This is a genomic window from Paraburkholderia piptadeniae (assembly GCF_900007165.1).
GTDB lineage: Bacteria > Pseudomonadota > Gammaproteobacteria > Burkholderiales > Burkholderiaceae > Paraburkholderia > Paraburkholderia piptadeniae.
Genome location: NZ_CYGY02000023.1, coordinates 336,926 through 352,255 on the forward strand (window position 1 = coordinate 336,926; position 15,330 = coordinate 352,255).

Here is a 15,330-nt window from a genome sequence, read left to right on the forward strand (position 1 = left end):
GCGTGTGCCGTTTTTGAGCACGGCACACGCTGAGAGCGCGAATCACAGAATGTCGAGCAAGGCCCTCACGCGCCGCACCTTTTCTTCGTCGACGTGCGCAAGGCCCTTGCCGCCGACACGCACACCCGCCCCGAAGTGAACCGCTTTCACCTGCGTATCGCGCACGAAGTCCGCGACGCGATCGACCGTCAATCCCGCACCTGCTAATACAGTGCAGTGCGTCCGCTCGGCGCGCCGCGCGAGCGAGCTAATTGCAGCGGGCGCATCCAGCACGGAAGACTTGCCGCCCGACGTCAGCACGTTCGTGACGGCATCGAAGCCGAGCAGCACATCGAGCGCTTCGTGCAGATCGCGCGCTTCGTCGAATGCGCGATGAAACGTGATGGGCATGCCGTCGGTGGCTTCCACGACGCGCGCCAAGCCTTCGCGGTCCACTTCGCGCGACGGCGTCAGCATCCCGATCACGACGGCATTCGCGCCCGCCGACTTTGCCGCGCGCATGTCGCGCAGCATCACGGCGAAATCGCCGGCATCGTAGACGAACGAACGGCTATGCGGCCGCACGATCACGTTCACGGGAATCGGCACGGCCGCCACCACGGCCTCGATCAAACCGATGCTCGGCGTCAGCCCGCCCTCGCCCATCGCGGTGACGAGTTCGAGCCGATCCGCGCCGCCGCGTGCAGCGGCTTTCGCATCGGCGAGCGTCGTCGCGATCACTTCGAGCAGCACCCGTTTGCCTGTCATGTCAGAGCGTCATGTCGTGATGAAAGCGACATGATCTCAGAAGCGCGGCTCCTCGAACCAGTCGATGTCGCCGCACAGCACGCAGGTACGGTTGCCGATCCGCGTCGCCACCGACAGCGTCACGCATGGCACCGCCTCATTGATCGACAGATAAGGCCGCGTCACGTGCACGCGTTCGGGCGCCTCGATCGCCGTGCGGAAATACGGACGGCGCAGCCAGTTCGCGCCCTGCGCATCGGATAGCGGCAGAAAGCGCGTTTCGTGCGTCGCGCGGTCCGCGCGCAGCACCACGTTGCGCCCGGCCTGCCGGCCTTTGTCGTCGAGCAGATAGCAGCGCGCGGCATGATCGAGCGCGAGAAAATTCCAGCACACTTCGTCGAGCGGTTCGCCGGCGGCGAGCCGTTCCGCCGCGCGCTCGAATGCGCGAATGTACGGTGCGAGCCGCGACGCGTTGCGCCGCTCGCGCTCCTCCGCTTGCGACTGGCAACGCTCGGTCAGCTCGCCGATGCACGCCGCAGCATGCACCGCGTCGGCGAGCCCCGGATGCGGACGCGCGAAGTAAAAGCCCTGCACGAAATCGACGTTGCAAGCGAGCGCCATATGCGCTTCGTGCTCCGTCTCGACGCCTTCGATCAGCACCAGCTTGCCTGCCTCGTGCAGCAGCGCGACGAGCCCCGGCAGGATCGACGCCATGTCCGCGCGATGCGCGGCATGCGACAGCATGATGCGGTCGAGCTTCACGATATCAGGATTCAGCTGCCAGATGCGTTCGATGTTCGAATGGCCCGCGCCGAAGTCGTCGAGCGCGATCAGGAAGCCGCGCTCGCGAAACTGGCGCACGGCATCGGCGAGCCGCTCGATGTCCTGCGCGCTCTGCTCTAGCACTTCGAGCACGATGCGTCGCGGCGACAGGTTCAGCCGCCGCAGATTCGCGAGCAGCGCCGCCGAGTGATACGAGTCGATCAGCACGCCCGGATGGACGTTGAGAAAGAGCCACTCGCGCTCGGCGCCGAGCACGTTGAAGTTCTCGAGATGCAGCGACTGTGCGAGCCGGTCGACATGCAGCACATCGCCGACGCGCGCCGCCTCGCCGAATACGTCGACGGGCGACACCGCGCGATCGAATGGGTCGTGCGCGCGAAGCAGCCCTTCGTAACCCACGGCACGCATGTGCGAGAGGCTGAATATCGGCTGAAAGACGCTCGTGAGCGTCAGGTCGCCGTGTTGCACCGAATAGCGCTGCAGGCCCGAGGTCACGCTGAGCTCGAATCCGTGCGGCACCGCTGTTCTTTCCTGTTGCGCAATGGTCATGCAGTCCTCTCACGCAAGGGTCCGGCGCGCGCGTCGCGAATGCGAAAGCGCGGCGTCCGTCCTCAAAATGTGCGTCGTCGGCTCATGATAAGCAAGCTCCATGCGCGCGATGGCGCACGCATCATCGAACGCCGCATCCGGCGCTGCACCGCGCGCGATGCGCATGCGTCGCGTCAGGGCGTGCGATGCACCGTCGCGGTGCGCAAGGCTTTCGGTCGTCTTGCGATGTTCGCGGCGGGAATTCATACGATCGGGCTAAACTTCGGGCTGACCGAAACGCCGGACGGCACTTGCCGAACCTTGTGTTTCATGTCGCGCGAAGTGCCGCTGCTGAGTGTCGCTGCGAAGTCCCGTTCCAAACCGTCGCCTCGAAGCCTCGCCCCTGCATCGCGCTTCCGCCTGTTGTCCACATCCCGCTTCCGATGGATATAGTCTTTACCGTTCTGATCCTGCTGCTCGCCGTTGCCGCTTCCGGAGTCGTCGTGCGGCTGGTGCCGTTCAGGCTGCCGCTGCCGCTCGTGCAGATCGCGTTCGGCGCGCTGCTCGCATGGCCGCGCCTCGGCTTGCATGTGACGTTCGATCCCGAGCTCTTCATGATGCTGTTCATTCCGCCGCTGCTGTTCGCAGACGGCTGGCGCATACCCAAGCGCGAGTTCTTCATGCAGCGCCGCGCGATCCTGATGCTCGCGCTCGGCCTCGTGTTCATGACGGTCGTCGCCGTCGGCTATTTCATTCACGCGATGGTGCCGTCGATGCCGCTGCCCGTCGCGTTCGCGCTCGCCGCCGTGCTCTCGCCGACTGACGCCGTCGCGCTGTCCGGCATCGCGGGCCGCAACCGGCTGCCCGAGCATCTGATGCACATCCTCGAAGGCGAAGCGCTGATGAACGACGCGTCGGGCCTCGTCGCGTTGAAGTTCGCGGTGGCCGCCGCGCTGACGGGTGTGTTCTCGCTGCGCGATGCGTCGGTGAGCTTCGTGATCATCGCGCTCGGCGGACTGGCGACAGGCGCGGCCGTCAGTTGGCTCTTCAGCTACGCGTCGACGCGCATTCTCAATCTCACGGAAGAAGGCGACCCCGCGCCCGGCGTCGTGATGACGCTGCTGATTCCGTTCGCCGCGTATCTGTTCGCCGAGCACTTTGGCTTCTCGGGCATTCTCGCCGCCGTCGCAGCGGGCATGACGATGAACTACTCGACGTTCGCCGCCGCGAGCCCGGCGTCGGCGCGCGTGCGGGCGAGCGTCACGTGGACGATGATCGAGTTCATCTTCAACGGCATGGTCTTCATTCTGCTCGGGCTGCAGCTTCCGCATATCATCGGCCGCGCGCTGCTCGATGCGCATGAGGAACAGAGCGGCTCAGAGTTGCGGCTGATCCTCTATGTCGCCGCCGTTTCCGTTGCGCTCTATGCGCTGCGTTTCGTGTGGGTGTGGCTGCTGCGCTGGTTCGCGAGCCGCGGCGCGGCGAAGCACGGCGTCGCGAACGCGGTGCCAGGGCTGCGCACCGTATCGATGACGACGATCGCGGGCGTGCGCGGCGCGGTGACACTCGCGGGCGTGCTGTCATTGCCCGTCGCGTTGTCGAACGGACAGCCGCTGCCGGGACGCGATCTCGCGATCTTCATCGCGTCGGGCGTGATTCTCGTGTCCCTCGTGGTGGCCGTGGCCGGCTTGCCGTTGCTGATGAACGGCGCGCGACGCCGCGCCGATCCGCACGCGGCCGAGGAACGCGCGGCGCGCATTCAGGCCGCGCAGGCGGCGATTCGCGCGATCGACGAGTTGCACGAAACATTGACGGCCGATCTCGACGAAGCGGCATCGGCGCATGCCGCCGATGTGACGGCGCGCGTGATGGGCATCTACCGCAGGCGTCTCGCGACGCTGGACGACGACATCGGTCCCGCTGACAAAGCGCGGCGCGGCGAAGCACTGGAATTTCAGATGAAGCTCGCGGCGATGCGCGCCGAGCGCGCGACGCTGCTCGACATGCGCAGCAGGCTGCGGATCAACGACGACACGATGAACAAGCTGATGCGCGAAGTCGATCTGTCGGAGACGGCACTGCTCACGCGCGGGAAAGAGAAGGACTGAGACGGTGCGGATCGAAACGGCGCCTCATGAGCCAAGCGACTCCGGGCGCCGGTTCTTTCATCAACGAGAAAGCGTCAGACGGCCGGTTCTTGCGGGCCTTTACGACGCAGCAGCGCATACAGGATGATCGCGCCAAACGTCGCCGTGCCGATGCCGCCCAGCGCGAAGCCGCCGAACTTCAGCGAGAAGTCGCCCGCGCCCAGCACCAGCGTCACGGCCGCGACGATCAGGTTGCGGTTGTCGGAGAAGTTGACCTTGTTGACGACCCAGATGCGCGCGCCCGTCACCGCGATCAGCCCGAACACGACGATCGACACGCCGCCCAGCACCGGGCCCGGAATCGTCTGGATCACCGCGCCGAACTTCGGCGAGAAGCCGAGCACCAGCGCGATCACGGCGGCGATCACGAACACGAGCGTCGAGTAGATCTTCGTGACGGCCATCACGCCGATGTTTTCCGCGTACGTCGTCACGCCCGTGCCGCCCGCGAAGCCCGACACCACAGTCGCGAGACCGTCGCCGATGAACGCGCGGCCGATGTAGCGGTCCAGGTTCTGCCCCGTCATCGCGCTCACGGCCTTGATGTGCCCGAGGTTCTCCGCGACGAGAATCACCGCGACGGGCGCGAGCAGCGTCATCGCCTGGCCGTTGAAGGCGGGCGCCATGAAATGCGGCATGCCGAACCACGGCGCGTTGGCGACGATCGCAAAGTCGATCGGCTTGCCCATGCCCATGCCGTTCGTGACGACGGCGTAGATCGCGTAGGCGATCAGCAGGCCGACGAGAATCAGCAGACGCTGCAGCATGCCGTGCGCGAACACGGCCACGGCGCCGACGCACAGCACCGTCACCAGCGCCATGTACGAATCGAATGGGCTGCCGCTCACGCCCTTGACGGCGATCGGCGCGAGATTCAGGCCGATCACCGCGACGATCGAGCCCGTCACGACGGGCGGCATCAGTGTTTCGATCCACGCCGTGCCGATGGCCGACACGATCAGCCCGATGATGATGTACGCCACGCCACACGCGATGATCCCGCCCAGCGCAACGGGGATGTTCGGGTTCGGCCCTTGCCCCGTATAGCCCGTAATCGCGATCACGAGACCGATGAACGCGAAGCTCGAACCAAGATAGCTCGGCACGCGGCCCCCGACCAGCACGAAGAACAGCAACGTGCCGATACCCGACATGAAGATGCACAGATTGGGATCGAAGCCCATCAGCAGCGGCGCGAGCACCGTCGAGCCGAACATCGCGACGACGTGCTGGACGCCCATCGCGAGCATCGACGGGCCGGGCAATCGCTCGTCGGTGTTGACGACGCGCCCTTCGACGCTCTTCGGCTGGACGCGCCAGCGCGGAAAATAGGAATCGGCCATCGCGGGGGCTCTCCTCTATTGGCGTAGATCTTGTGTGGGGTGCGCGCCGCGTGTGCGGCGCGGTCCAGGATGGGATTCTTGAACTACGCGCGAGTGTACGGAGAGCGCCTGGCGCTGACAAGCCGCGCAAAATGCGCGGGCGCGACGGCATCGCCCGGTGTTGTTTCGAAGCGAAAACACGGCGATGGCGGTTTTCCGACTGCGCCTGGTGGGCCGTCGCGGCCACCTATTTTTTGAGCAAGCCGGAATCACGGCTCACACGGAACGCCGCTGGCTCCGCATGCGTGCATGCTTCTCGGAAGAGAGCTTTGGGAATTATCTGATATGAGAACGGATGCCGCCCTCTCTACACTGCAACGGCTGCGTGACCCCGATTGATTGAGTAGCGCTAGCGATGTTGTAACTCTCCGACTTTCCGCTCATGCTCCCCGGCATGAGCGGTTTTTTTTCGCCGTCAGCTTTTGCGTGTCCTTATGCAGACCGCATTGCTTGCGTCGAAGCATGGACCTGAGCCAATCATTCGGTGGTCCCGCGCAACGCGTCGATCAGTTCGAGCGGATCGAACGGCTTGCGCAATTGCGCCGCTTCTTGCAATTGCGACTGCTGTTCGGCTGACAGCGGCGCATCCGAGCCCGTAACGAAGATCACGCGCATGTCCGGTTGCCGCGCCCTCGCATCGAGCGCAAGCTCGACACCCGACGCGCCCACAAGCCCCACATCCGTCAACAGCACGTCGAACGTCTCGTCGTTCAACATCTGTAGTGCCTGTTCCGCGTCCTGCGCTTCGGCGACTTCGAGCCCGAACGTGCGCAGCAGCTCCGCCGTGCTGACGCGAACCAGTTCGTCATCCTCGACGAACAGCACACGCAGATTGCGAATCGCATCGAACGTCTCGTTGTTGCCGCGATCGACCAGCCGCACGGTCTGCGAGTCTTCCGCCTGCATCGTGACCGCGTCGTGCGGGCGTGCGTACTGCGCGCGCAACGTGTGAAGCAGCTTGCGCGCGAGCGCGTCCTTCGAATACGGCTTGCTGAGCAGTTCGACGCCTTGGTCGAGACGCCCCGCATGCACGATCGCGTTATCCGTGTAGCCCGACGTAAACAGCACCGCGATGCCGGGCTGCCGCTCGCGCACCTTGCGCGCCAGTTCGGTGCTGCGCATCGACCCGGGCATCACGACATCGGTGAAGAGCAGATCGATCGGCACGCCGCTCTCGACGATCGCGAGCGCGCTCTGCGCATCCTTCGCCTTCAGAACGCGATAGCCCAGCGACGCCAGCATCTCGACGACCGTGGTACGCACGTCCTCATCGTCCTCGACGATGAGGATCGTTTCGGCGCCGCCTGTCGCCGGACCGGCGTCGACATCCGTTTCGAGGTCTTCTTCGTCGCGCACTCGCGGCAGATAGAGGCGGATCGTCGTGCCGTGTCCGGGCTCGCTATAGATCTTCACGTGACCGCCCGACTGCTTGACGAACCCATACACCATGCTCAGGCCCAGGCCCGTGCCCTGGCCTTCGGGCTTCGTCGTGAAGAACGGTTCGAATACGTGCTCCTGCACATCGGCCGACATGCCCGAGCCCGTATCGGTGACGGCGAGCATCACGTACTGCCCCGGCGTCACTTCGGCGTGGCGCCTCGCGTACGCATCGTCGAGCGACGCGTTGCCCGCTTCGATGGTGAGCTTGCCGTGGTCGTCCATCGCATCGCGCGCGTTGATCGCGAGATTGAGCAGCGCGTTCTCGACCTGAAACGGATCGACGAGCGTATTCCACAGGCCGCCCGAGACGATCGTCTCGATCTCGATGCCGTCGCCGAGCGCGCGGCGCAGCATGTCGTCGAGGCCGCGCACGAAGCGCCCGAGGTTCACCACTTTCGGCGCGAGCGGCTGACGCCTGCCGAACGCGAGCAGTTGCGACGCGAGCTTCGCGCCGCGCGCGACGCCTGCGAGCGCATTGCGCACGCGTTGCGCGGGCCGCTCGGAACCGGCGACATCGTCGGCGAGCAGTTGCAGATTGCCGCCGATCACCTGAAGCAGATTGTTGAAGTCGTGCGCGACGCCGCCCGTCAGATTGCCGATCGCTTCCATCTTCTGCGCAACGCGCAACGCTTCTTCGGCGTGCCGCAGCGCCTCCTGCGTTTCGCGGTCGCTCGTCACGTCGCGGCCGACGCCGTGAATCCGCTTCGTATCCGGATCGAGCGAGAACGTCCATGCGATCCAGCGCCACGAGCCGTCGATATGCTTCAGGCGGTTTTCGAAGCGCACGGGCGCGCCCGTGCGCCGCAAGTCGTCGAGACGCACGTTCACCATCGCGAGATCGTCGTGATGAATCAGCGTGAAGTACGACTGTTGCGCGAGCCAGTGCGTGTCGTGGCCGAGCAGGCGCGTCCACGATGGGCTCACGCGCTGCAACTCGCCATTGAAGCCCACGACCACCAGCAGTTCCTCGACGAAGTCCCACAGACGGTCGCGATCCGCGACGGCTTCGGCAACGCGCGCCTCCAGCGTTTCGTTCAGCTCGCGAAGCGCTTCTTCGACCCTCGTGCGCTCGACGATTTCGCGTTGCGCGGCCTGGTCCGGGCGCGCATTGTCGATGGCCGTCGCGGCCTGCGCAGCGATGCCTTCGACAATGCGCCCGTCGCGCGCAGTGAACACGCCCGGCTTCGGATGGCCGAAGAAGAGTCCGCCGAGCACCTCGCCCGTTCGCGACAAGACGGGCGCGGCGGCATGATCGGCGGAAATGCCGCTCGCGCCGACCAGCGACGCCACAGTGCTGCCCGGCTCGGCCCGATAGAAGAGCGCGAGTGCGACCTCGTACGGATCGCTCTTCAGCACGAGCACGCTGTCTTCGCGGACGTCGCGCCACGACGGCGTGTCGCGTGTCGCGGCGCCGATCTCGCGCAACAGCCGCAACTGCCGTTCGCCGAGCACGCGCACGGTGTCGTCGCTGTTCGCGCAGATGATGCCGCCCATGCCGCCGCTGTCGTCGGAAATCGGGCTGTACGAGAACGTGTAGTACGTCTCTTCCGGATAGCCGTTGCGCTCCAAGATCAGGAGCTTCTGTTCGTCGAACGTGCCTTCCGTGCCTGTGAGCGCGGTTTGCAGCAGCGGACGGATATCGCTCCAGAGCTCGCGCCATGCGACCGACGCCGGCTGCCCGAGCGCGGCGGGATGCTTGCCGCCGATGATCGACTTGTACGGATCGTTGTAGAAGGCGATGAGATCCCGTCCCCAGCCGATCCACATCGGCTGGCGCGACGTCAGCATGATACGGATCGCCGTCTTCAGGCTTTGCGGCCATGCTTCGGGCTCGCCGAGCGGCGTCGCGCGCCAGTCGAAGCCGCGTATCAGGCTGCCCATCTCGCCGCCGCCCGCGAGAAAGCCCGGCGCCGTGCTGCCCGCGAGCGCCGCGTCCACCTCAGCTTGCGCGCCCGCCATCGTGTTGTCCGGTTTCATCGACGCAGCCTCACCTGTCCCGCCGTATTGCCCGCGCGCATGCATGCTGCCATTGCCGGATGCGCCGTTCGCCCGTGCCTGCCGTTGTTGCCTGCTGCCTGCTGCCTGCTTGCTGCTTGCTGCCTGCTAACTGTTCGTCAACTACGCTGCTGTTTTCGCTAGTCCCCTTTGCCCGTTGTTTTTGTCCGCGGCCTCTTTCTCTCCTTGTTTTGAACTCGTCTTGTTCGAACTCACTCCGTCACGTCCGAACGCACGGGCGTGCCCGGATTGCGCGGCGAGCCAAGCGCGCCGTCCGCTGCGATCACGCGCTCGATATCGTCGAGCGAAGCCGGCTTCACGAGGTGATGATCGAAGCCTGCATCGTGCGTGCGCTGCCGGTCGCTGTCCTGTCCGTAGCCCGTCAGCGCGATCAGCAATGCGTTCGCCGACGCGGGCTCGGCCCGCAACGCGCGCGCGACGTGATAGCCGTCGATGCCCGGCAAGCCGATATCGAGCAGCACTACTTCCGGCCTGAACCCGGGCGCGGCCGCGATCGCCGCCGCGCCGTCGTACAACACGCGAACTTCGTGCCCGAGCATTTCGAGCAGGATCGACATCGACTCCGCGCCATCGACGCTGTCGTCGACCACCATCACGCGTCGCTTCGCACCGGGTGCGCGCGCGGAAGACTCCGCGCCGTCGTCGGGCGTGTCGCCGCATGCGGGCGCGCCCTCGTCCGTCTGCTGCGCGACGGGCAGCGTGACGACGAACTCCGAGCCCATGCCCGCGCCCGCCGAAAACGCTTCGATCGTGCCGCCGTGCAGTTCGCTGAGCGTCTTCGCGAGCGACAGTCCGATGCCCAGCCCGCCTTCGGAACGCGCGAGCGAATCTTCGGACTGCATGAACAGATTGAACACGTCGGCCAGTTCGTTCGGCGGAATGCCGATGCCATTGTCGCGCACGCGAATCGCGACGCTGCCGTCCGTCTCGCTCACAACGAGATGGATCTCGCCGCCCTCCGGCGTGTACTTCGCCGCATTCGACAGAAGATTGCCGATGACCTGCGCGACACGAATCGCGTCGCCGCGAATCATGCACGGCTCGTCGGGCATGCTGACGCGCAGCGCGTGATGCTTTCTGTCGATGAACGGCTGGTTCGTCTCCACCGCTGTCGCGACAGCCGCCGCGATGTCGACACATTCCAGTCGCAGCGAAATCTTGCCGTGCGTGATGCGCGACACGTCGAGCAGATCGTCGACGAGCCGGCTCAGATGCTCGACCTGCCGGCGCGCGATCATGCGCGCATCGCGCAACGCGTCGTCGTTTGCGTTATGACGCGGGTCCATCAGCTCGACGGCATTGCGGATCGGCGCGAGCGGGTTGCGCAATTCGTGCGCGAGCGTGGCGAGAAACTGGTCCTTGCGGCGATCCGCGTCGCGCAGCGCTTCTTCCGCGCGATGCAGCCGCAACAGCGCGCGCACGTTGGCGACGAGTTCCGCGGGCTCGATCGGCTCGGTCAGATAGCTGTCCGCGCCACCGTCGAGCGCGCGGACCTTGTCGAACGACTGCACGGCGGCGGCCGACGTTTGCAGGATGAGCGTCGAGCGCGTCTGCGGATCGCGCTTGAGGATCGAGCACACTTCGATGCCGCTGATGTCCGGCAGCTTCACGTCGAGAAGCACGAGCGCGGGCTTGTGCGTGCGCACCTGATCGAGCGCGCCCTGGCCCGACGCCGCCTCGATCACCTCGAAACCGGCGTGCACGAGCACGCGCGTTTTCGCATAGCGCGCGCCGTCGTTGTCGTCGACGTTGAGAACGAGGGGAGCGGCAAGCGTCATGACGCGCCTCCATGCGCGATGGCCGCACCGCCCGTTGCGCCACCTGTCGCGCCGTCCGCTCCCGATGCGGCGATGGCTTCAGCCTTCACCGGCAACGTCGCGTAGAAGGTCGAGCCGACGCCCGGCGCGCTGTCGACACCCGTATAGCCGCCGAGCAGCGCAGCGAGCTTGCGGCACAGCGGCAAGCCGAGGCCCGTGCCCTTTACGCGCTGTTGCAGATGGTTCTGCACCTGGCCGAACTCTTCGAAGATCACTTGCTGGTGCTCCTCAGCGATACCAATGCCCGTATCGGACACGAAAAACGTCACCTGTTCGCCGCCCGCCTCCAGTCGCGCGCCCACGCGAATCTCCCCGCACTCGGTAAATTTGAGTGCGTTGGAGACGAAATTACGCAGTATCTGCGTGAGCTTGGCTTCGTCGCTGAAGATGGGTGGCAACCCGTATGTGTCCTCGAAGATCAGCTTCACGGCAGGGTTGGTCAACAGCGGCGTGAGCATTGCGCGCAGCGCCGCGAAGAGCCCCGAAACCGTGAACCAGACCGGCGTTACATCGGTGCGGCCCGCTTCGATCTTGGCCAGATCGAGCAGATCATTGACGAGTTCGGACAGATCCTCGGCCGATTTGCGGATGAGTAGCACTTGGCGTTCCTGCTCCGCCGACAGGTCGCCATCCAGCCGGTTCAGCAGCAGATTCGACAGCGCGCGGATCGAGCTGAGCGGCGTGCGCAACTCGTGACTCATGTTGGACAGGAAGCGCGATTTCATCGTGTCGGCGCGGCGCAGTTCGTCCGCGCGTTCGTCGAGCTCCGCGTACAGCGCGACCACGCCCCGGTTCGTCGCTTCGAGTTCCTGTGTCAGATGCACGAGCTCGTCCTGGCGGTCGCGCAGTTCCGTCAGCGTCGACAGCAGTTCGCGGTTCTGCTCGTGCACTTCGTCGATCGAACGGCGCGCGCCGGCCTTGCTGTCTTGCAGCGCATTCTGCTGGACGAGGGCGCGCATGATCGCGTCGATGTCGGCCACGGCCACTTCCTGCCCGTCGTTCGGCAGGTAGCGCGCCATCGAAACCGTCGTGCCGCTTTGCGCCGACGATTCGATCGCGCAGTGGTCCATCAGCCGACGGCTGCCTGCGATGCCGAGGCCCATGCCCGTCGACGACCGGTACGTGCCGTCGAGCACCGATTCGAGGTCGCGGATACCCGGTCCCTTGTCGCGCACGTCGATCTGAAACGCCTGGGGTTTCGCCGCGTCGTCGAAGGCAAACGACACTTCGCCGCCGTGCGCGTATTCGAATGCATTGCGCGCGATCTCCGATACCGCGCTTGCGATGCGTGTCTGGTCGAGCAGCGAGAAGCCGAGGCCAGCAGCAATCGAGCGCGCCTTGCGGCGCGCTGCGACGACGTCTTCCTCGGTATCTAGCCTGATCCGCAGTATGGGGGTCGTCATGCTTGAAATTTACTCCTGTCGACCGGAGTTGGCGCTTTAGCGCCCTACTCTGGTCCCATGCAAAGCTGTCGACCGGAGTTGGTGCTTCAGCACTTACTCCCGTCCCATGCAGAGCACTTACTCCGGTCCTATGCAAGTTGATTGCTGATCCGCCTTGACGACGACCACCGTGGCGTCGTCGCGGCGGCGCGAAAAATCGCGGTACAGCACGGCGGCGATCATCACGGCCTGCTGCAGATGCAAGCCCGGATAAGCAGCCAGATCCCAGCGAGTGCCGATGCCGTCCGAATGCAGGATCAGCAATGCGTTGCGCGTCCAGGGCACTTCGAATTCCTGCGAATCGCGCATCGTATGACCGACGATGCCGTTGCGCGACGTGAGCTGCCAGCTGTTGCGCGCACCACTCGTCGAAGTGTAGGTGCCGTGCCCCAACGCGTTCATGCCAAGCCCCGCTCCGCCGCTGACGGACGCAGGCCGGCCGACATTGAAGATCGTTGCGGCGACGTTGCCCGTGCCCGCGAACGCGAGCTGCGCGCGGGCAAGATCGAGCCGCGCGATGGCGACGGCCGCGCCACGCGTCGGACGCAGCGCGCTGTGCGCCAGTTGCATCAGCGTAGCGGGCGAGCGGCCCGCGCGCCGGTGCACGACTTCGATCGCGCTCGCCGCCGCCACGTGCGCGTCCGGTCCGTGACCGAGACCGTCGGCGACCGTGATCGTGAGGCCGTGCTGATCGGCATCGACGCCCCACGCGTCGCCGCACACTGATTCGCCCGGGTAAGGCACGCAGATGCCACCGATGTCCGTGCCCGATGCCGGGCGGCCCGCGCCCGTGGCCGCGCGAGCGCTCGCGCCGCAGCTGCGCACGACTGCGCGCAGCACGGTCCCGAGACGCGGCTGCGAGTACACGCACAATTCGTCCGACAGACGATTGATCGCGCCGAGTCCCGTGCCGGGCGAACCGGCCGTCGAGCGTCCGTCGTGAAAGGCGTGGCGCACGTCCTGCATGCCTGGGCCCTTGTCGACGGCGATGATCTCGACGCCGTCGGCGAGCGCGCCCGTCGCATCCGCAGGCAGCGCGCGCACGAGCAGTTCGCCGTGCTGCGCATGCTTGAGCATGTTGGTCGCCGCTTCCGTCACGATCAACGCGACGCGGCCCGCATCGGTGTCGTTGAGCGCACCCTTCTGCGCCGCGTCATTGGCGCCGCGGCGCGCGAACGCGACGCCGCTCGCGTCGGCGATTTCGAACGACGTGTGCATCCCGCGCAGACCGCTTAGCGAAGTTTCCATTTGGTGATCGACACCGTCGTGCCTTTGCCTGGTTCCGACCGAATCTCGAACTCGTCGCACAGACGGCGCGCGCCGCCGAGCCCGAGACCGAGGCCCGCTCCGCTCGAGAAGCCGTCCTGCATCGCGCGATCGACATCCGCGATGCCCGCGCCCTTGTCGACGAATGTGAGCCTGAGCCCTTTGCGCGTGCCGTTGGCGAGCACGTTCAACGTTGCGTCGCCGCCTCCGCCATGCATTAGCGTGTTGCGTGCCAGCTCGCTCGCGGCCGTGACGAATTTCGTCTGATCGACGAGCGAGAAGCCTTGCGCGATTGCCTCGTCGCGTACGAGCTGGCGGAGCTTGACGATCTCATGATCCGAGCGCAGACCGACTACGAGAGTCGACGCCACCACTACGCCGAATGAGTTCATGTGCGAGCGCCCCGATTGATCAGCGCTGCCGCTGCTGAAGCAGCGCCATGCCTCGTTCGACGTCGAGCGCAGTGCGCACGCCGCTTAGCGTGAGCCCGAGTTCGACCAGCGTGATCGCCACGGAAGGCTGCATGCCGACGACGACCGTCTGCGCATCGAGCACCGTCGCCATCGCAGCCGTGTTGCTGATCATGCGGCCGATGAACGAATCGACGATGTCGAGCGCCGAGATGTCGATCAGCACGCCCTTCGCCTTGTCCTTCACAATGCGCGCCGTCAGGTCGTCCTGAAGCGCGATCGCGAGACGGTCGTGCATGTCGACCTGAATCGAGACGATAAGGCAATCGCCCATCCGCAGGATTGGAATGCGGTCCATGTCGCCACCTTAGCTGGCGGTGCGTGTCGAGATGCTCGACCCGCTCTTTTGCAGCGCAACGACGAACGCATCTGCAAGCGTCGACTTCGTGATCACGTTCGTCAGATCGACGCCGAGATGCACGATGGTCTGCGCGATCTGCGGACGAATGCCGCTGATGATGCAGTCCGCGCCCATCAGACGCGCGGCCGCCACCGTCTTCAGCAGATGTTGCGCGACGAGCGTATCGACGGTGGGCACGCCCGTGATGTCGATGATTGCAATCGCCGCGCCCGTTTCGACGATCTTCTGCAACAGGCTCTCCATCACGACCTGGGTGCGCGCCGAGTCGAGCGTGCCGATGAGCGGCAGCGCGAGAATGCCTTCCCAGAGTTGCACGACGGGCGTCGACAGTTCGAGCAGCTCTTCCTGCTGACGTGAGATGATCGCTTCGCGGCTGCGCTGGAACACTTCCGTCGTATAAAGGCCGAGTGCATCGAGCAACATGCTCAGGGTCCAGCTCACGTCGGCGAGTTCTTCCGGCCGCGCATCGAACTCGATGCGCAGGCGCGAATAGAGCGGCTGCTTCAGCGAGAACACGAACGTTGCCGTTTCGGCGGGCGTGAAGCCCTGGCGCGCGCGATGCGAGGACATGTCGGCGAGAAACGCGCGCACGGGTTCCCACTCGGGACGGCTCGCGTCGAGCGTCTCGGCATTCGCGAGCGTATCGGAGAAGACGTTCAGGAAGTTGCGGAACTGATCGTTCATCTCCGCCTCCGTCGTCAGGCCACGACGCAGCGCAATCGATAGATGCTGATTCAACCAGTCGGCGAGCAGCGTATCGCGATGACGCGTCAGCACCTCGACGAGCACTGCCGTTTTCGATGCGTTCATAAGGTCTCCGGGGAACGGTGCTGTAAATATTGCTGACTTGTTTGCGTACAAACTGTTCGCGCGCATCCGATTTCCGCAAACATTACCGGATGACGCGTCGATGATGACAGTTAGCCGCGCCTTGCCGCATGATCGACCCATA

12 protein-coding genes are annotated in these 15,330 nt (G+C 65.4%); 2 read left to right on the forward strand and 10 right to left on the reverse strand.

The window, feature by feature from the left end:
* Positions 1 to 42: 42 nt before the first annotated feature.
* Together BN2476_RS11575 and BN2476_RS11580 are read right to left on the reverse strand one after the other, a co-directional pair.
* Positions 43 to 747, reverse strand: coding sequence for a copper homeostasis protein CutC (locus BN2476_RS11575; RefSeq protein WP_087734274.1), 705 nt, complete (start codon positions 745 to 747; stop codon positions 43 to 45).
* 36 nt (positions 748 to 783) lie between these two features.
* A complete protein-coding gene (locus BN2476_RS11580; RefSeq protein WP_087734275.1) occupies positions 784 to 2,058 on the reverse strand; it encodes an EAL domain-containing protein in 1,275 nt (424 codons plus the stop codon).
* 39 nt (positions 2,059 to 2,097) lie between these two features.
* Here BN2476_RS11580 and BN2476_RS45455 point away from each other — a divergent pair, with 39 nt between their 5' ends.
* Positions 2,098 to 2,490: a hypothetical protein gene (locus BN2476_RS45455; protein WP_143810943.1), complete on the forward strand. Its 393-nt coding sequence runs from the start codon at positions 2,098 to 2,100 to the stop codon at positions 2,488 to 2,490.
* Positions 2,481 to 4,145, forward strand: coding sequence for a Na+/H+ antiporter (locus tag BN2476_RS11590; RefSeq protein ID WP_087734277.1), 1,665 nt, complete (start codon positions 2,481 to 2,483; stop codon positions 4,143 to 4,145). The genes BN2476_RS45455 and BN2476_RS11590 overlap by 10 nt, the downstream gene beginning before the upstream one ends.
* A gap of 74 nt (positions 4,146 to 4,219) precedes the next feature.
* Here BN2476_RS11590 and BN2476_RS11595 read toward each other — a convergent pair whose 3' ends face one another.
* From BN2476_RS11595 to BN2476_RS11630, 8 genes are all read right to left on the reverse strand, one after another.
* Positions 4,220 to 5,527 (reverse strand): solute carrier family 23 protein, encoded by a 1,308-nt coding sequence (locus BN2476_RS11595; RefSeq protein ID WP_087734278.1) that lies wholly within the window; start codon positions 5,525 to 5,527, stop codon positions 4,220 to 4,222.
* A gap of 516 nt (positions 5,528 to 6,043) precedes the next feature.
* Positions 6,044 to 8,983 carry a response regulator gene (locus BN2476_RS11600; RefSeq protein ID WP_087734279.1) on the reverse strand — a complete coding sequence of 980 codons (2,940 nt, stop codon included), beginning with the start codon at positions 8,981 to 8,983 and terminating at the stop codon, positions 6,044 to 6,046.
* A 230-nt stretch (positions 8,984 to 9,213) separates the two neighbouring features.
* A complete protein-coding gene (locus tag BN2476_RS11605; protein ID WP_087734280.1) occupies positions 9,214 to 10,800 on the reverse strand; it encodes a response regulator in 1,587 nt (528 codons plus the stop codon).
* Positions 10,797 to 12,242 (reverse strand): ATP-binding protein, encoded by a 1,446-nt coding sequence (locus tag BN2476_RS11610; RefSeq protein WP_087734281.1) that lies wholly within the window; start codon positions 12,240 to 12,242, stop codon positions 10,797 to 10,799. Before BN2476_RS11610 ends, BN2476_RS11605 begins: the two co-directional genes overlap by 4 nt.
* Before the next feature lie 117 nt (positions 12,243 to 12,359).
* On the reverse strand, positions 12,360 to 13,529 hold the full coding sequence (locus tag BN2476_RS11615) for an ATP-binding protein (protein WP_087734282.1): 1,170 nt from the start codon (positions 13,527 to 13,529) through the stop codon (positions 12,360 to 12,362).
* A complete protein-coding gene (locus BN2476_RS11620) occupies positions 13,514 to 13,939 on the reverse strand; it encodes an anti-sigma regulatory factor (protein ID WP_087734283.1) in 426 nt (141 codons plus the stop codon). The genes BN2476_RS11615 and BN2476_RS11620 overlap by 16 nt, the downstream gene beginning before the upstream one ends.
* 19 nt (positions 13,940 to 13,958) lie before the next feature.
* A complete protein-coding gene (locus BN2476_RS11625) occupies positions 13,959 to 14,315 on the reverse strand; it encodes an STAS domain-containing protein (protein WP_087734284.1) in 357 nt (118 codons plus the stop codon).
* Positions 14,316 to 14,324: 9 nt separating this feature from the next.
* Positions 14,325 to 15,188: an STAS domain-containing protein gene (locus BN2476_RS11630; protein WP_087734285.1), complete on the reverse strand. Its 864-nt coding sequence runs from the start codon at positions 15,186 to 15,188 to the stop codon at positions 14,325 to 14,327.
* Between the last annotated feature and the right edge of the window lie 142 nt (positions 15,189 to 15,330).

Excerpts from the sequence above, each read along its gene's own strand:
- BN2476_RS11575 (WP_087734274.1), bottom strand. The coding sequence starts at position 747 with ATGACAGGCAAACGGGTGCTGCTCGAAGTGATCGCGACGACGCTCGCC.
- BN2476_RS11580 (WP_087734275.1), bottom strand. The coding sequence starts at position 2,058 with ATGACCATTGCGCAACAGGAAAGAACAGCGGTGCCGCACGGATTCGAG.
- BN2476_RS45455 (WP_143810943.1), top strand. The coding sequence starts at position 2,098 with ATGCGAAAGCGCGGCGTCCGTCCTCAAAATGTGCGTCGTCGGCTCATG.
- BN2476_RS11590 (WP_087734277.1), top strand. The coding sequence starts at position 2,481 with ATGGATATAGTCTTTACCGTTCTGATCCTGCTGCTCGCCGTTGCCGCT.
- BN2476_RS11595 (WP_087734278.1), bottom strand. The coding sequence starts at position 5,527 with ATGGCCGATTCCTATTTTCCGCGCTGGCGCGTCCAGCCGAAGAGCGTC.
- BN2476_RS11600 (WP_087734279.1), bottom strand. The coding sequence starts at position 8,983 with ATGAAACCGGACAACACGATGGCGGGCGCGCAAGCTGAGGTGGACGCG.
- BN2476_RS11605 (WP_087734280.1), bottom strand. The coding sequence starts at position 10,800 with ATGACGCTTGCCGCTCCCCTCGTTCTCAACGTCGACGACAACGACGGC.
- BN2476_RS11610 (WP_087734281.1), bottom strand. The coding sequence starts at position 12,242 with ATGACGACCCCCATACTGCGGATCAGGCTAGATACCGAGGAAGACGTC.
- BN2476_RS11615 (WP_087734282.1), bottom strand. The coding sequence starts at position 13,529 with ATGGAAACTTCGCTAAGCGGTCTGCGCGGGATGCACACGTCGTTCGAA.
- BN2476_RS11620 (WP_087734283.1), bottom strand. The coding sequence starts at position 13,939 with ATGAACTCATTCGGCGTAGTGGTGGCGTCGACTCTCGTAGTCGGTCTG.
- BN2476_RS11625 (WP_087734284.1), bottom strand. The coding sequence starts at position 14,315 with ATGGACCGCATTCCAATCCTGCGGATGGGCGATTGCCTTATCGTCTCG.
- BN2476_RS11630 (WP_087734285.1), bottom strand. The coding sequence starts at position 15,188 with ATGAACGCATCGAAAACGGCAGTGCTCGTCGAGGTGCTGACGCGTCAT.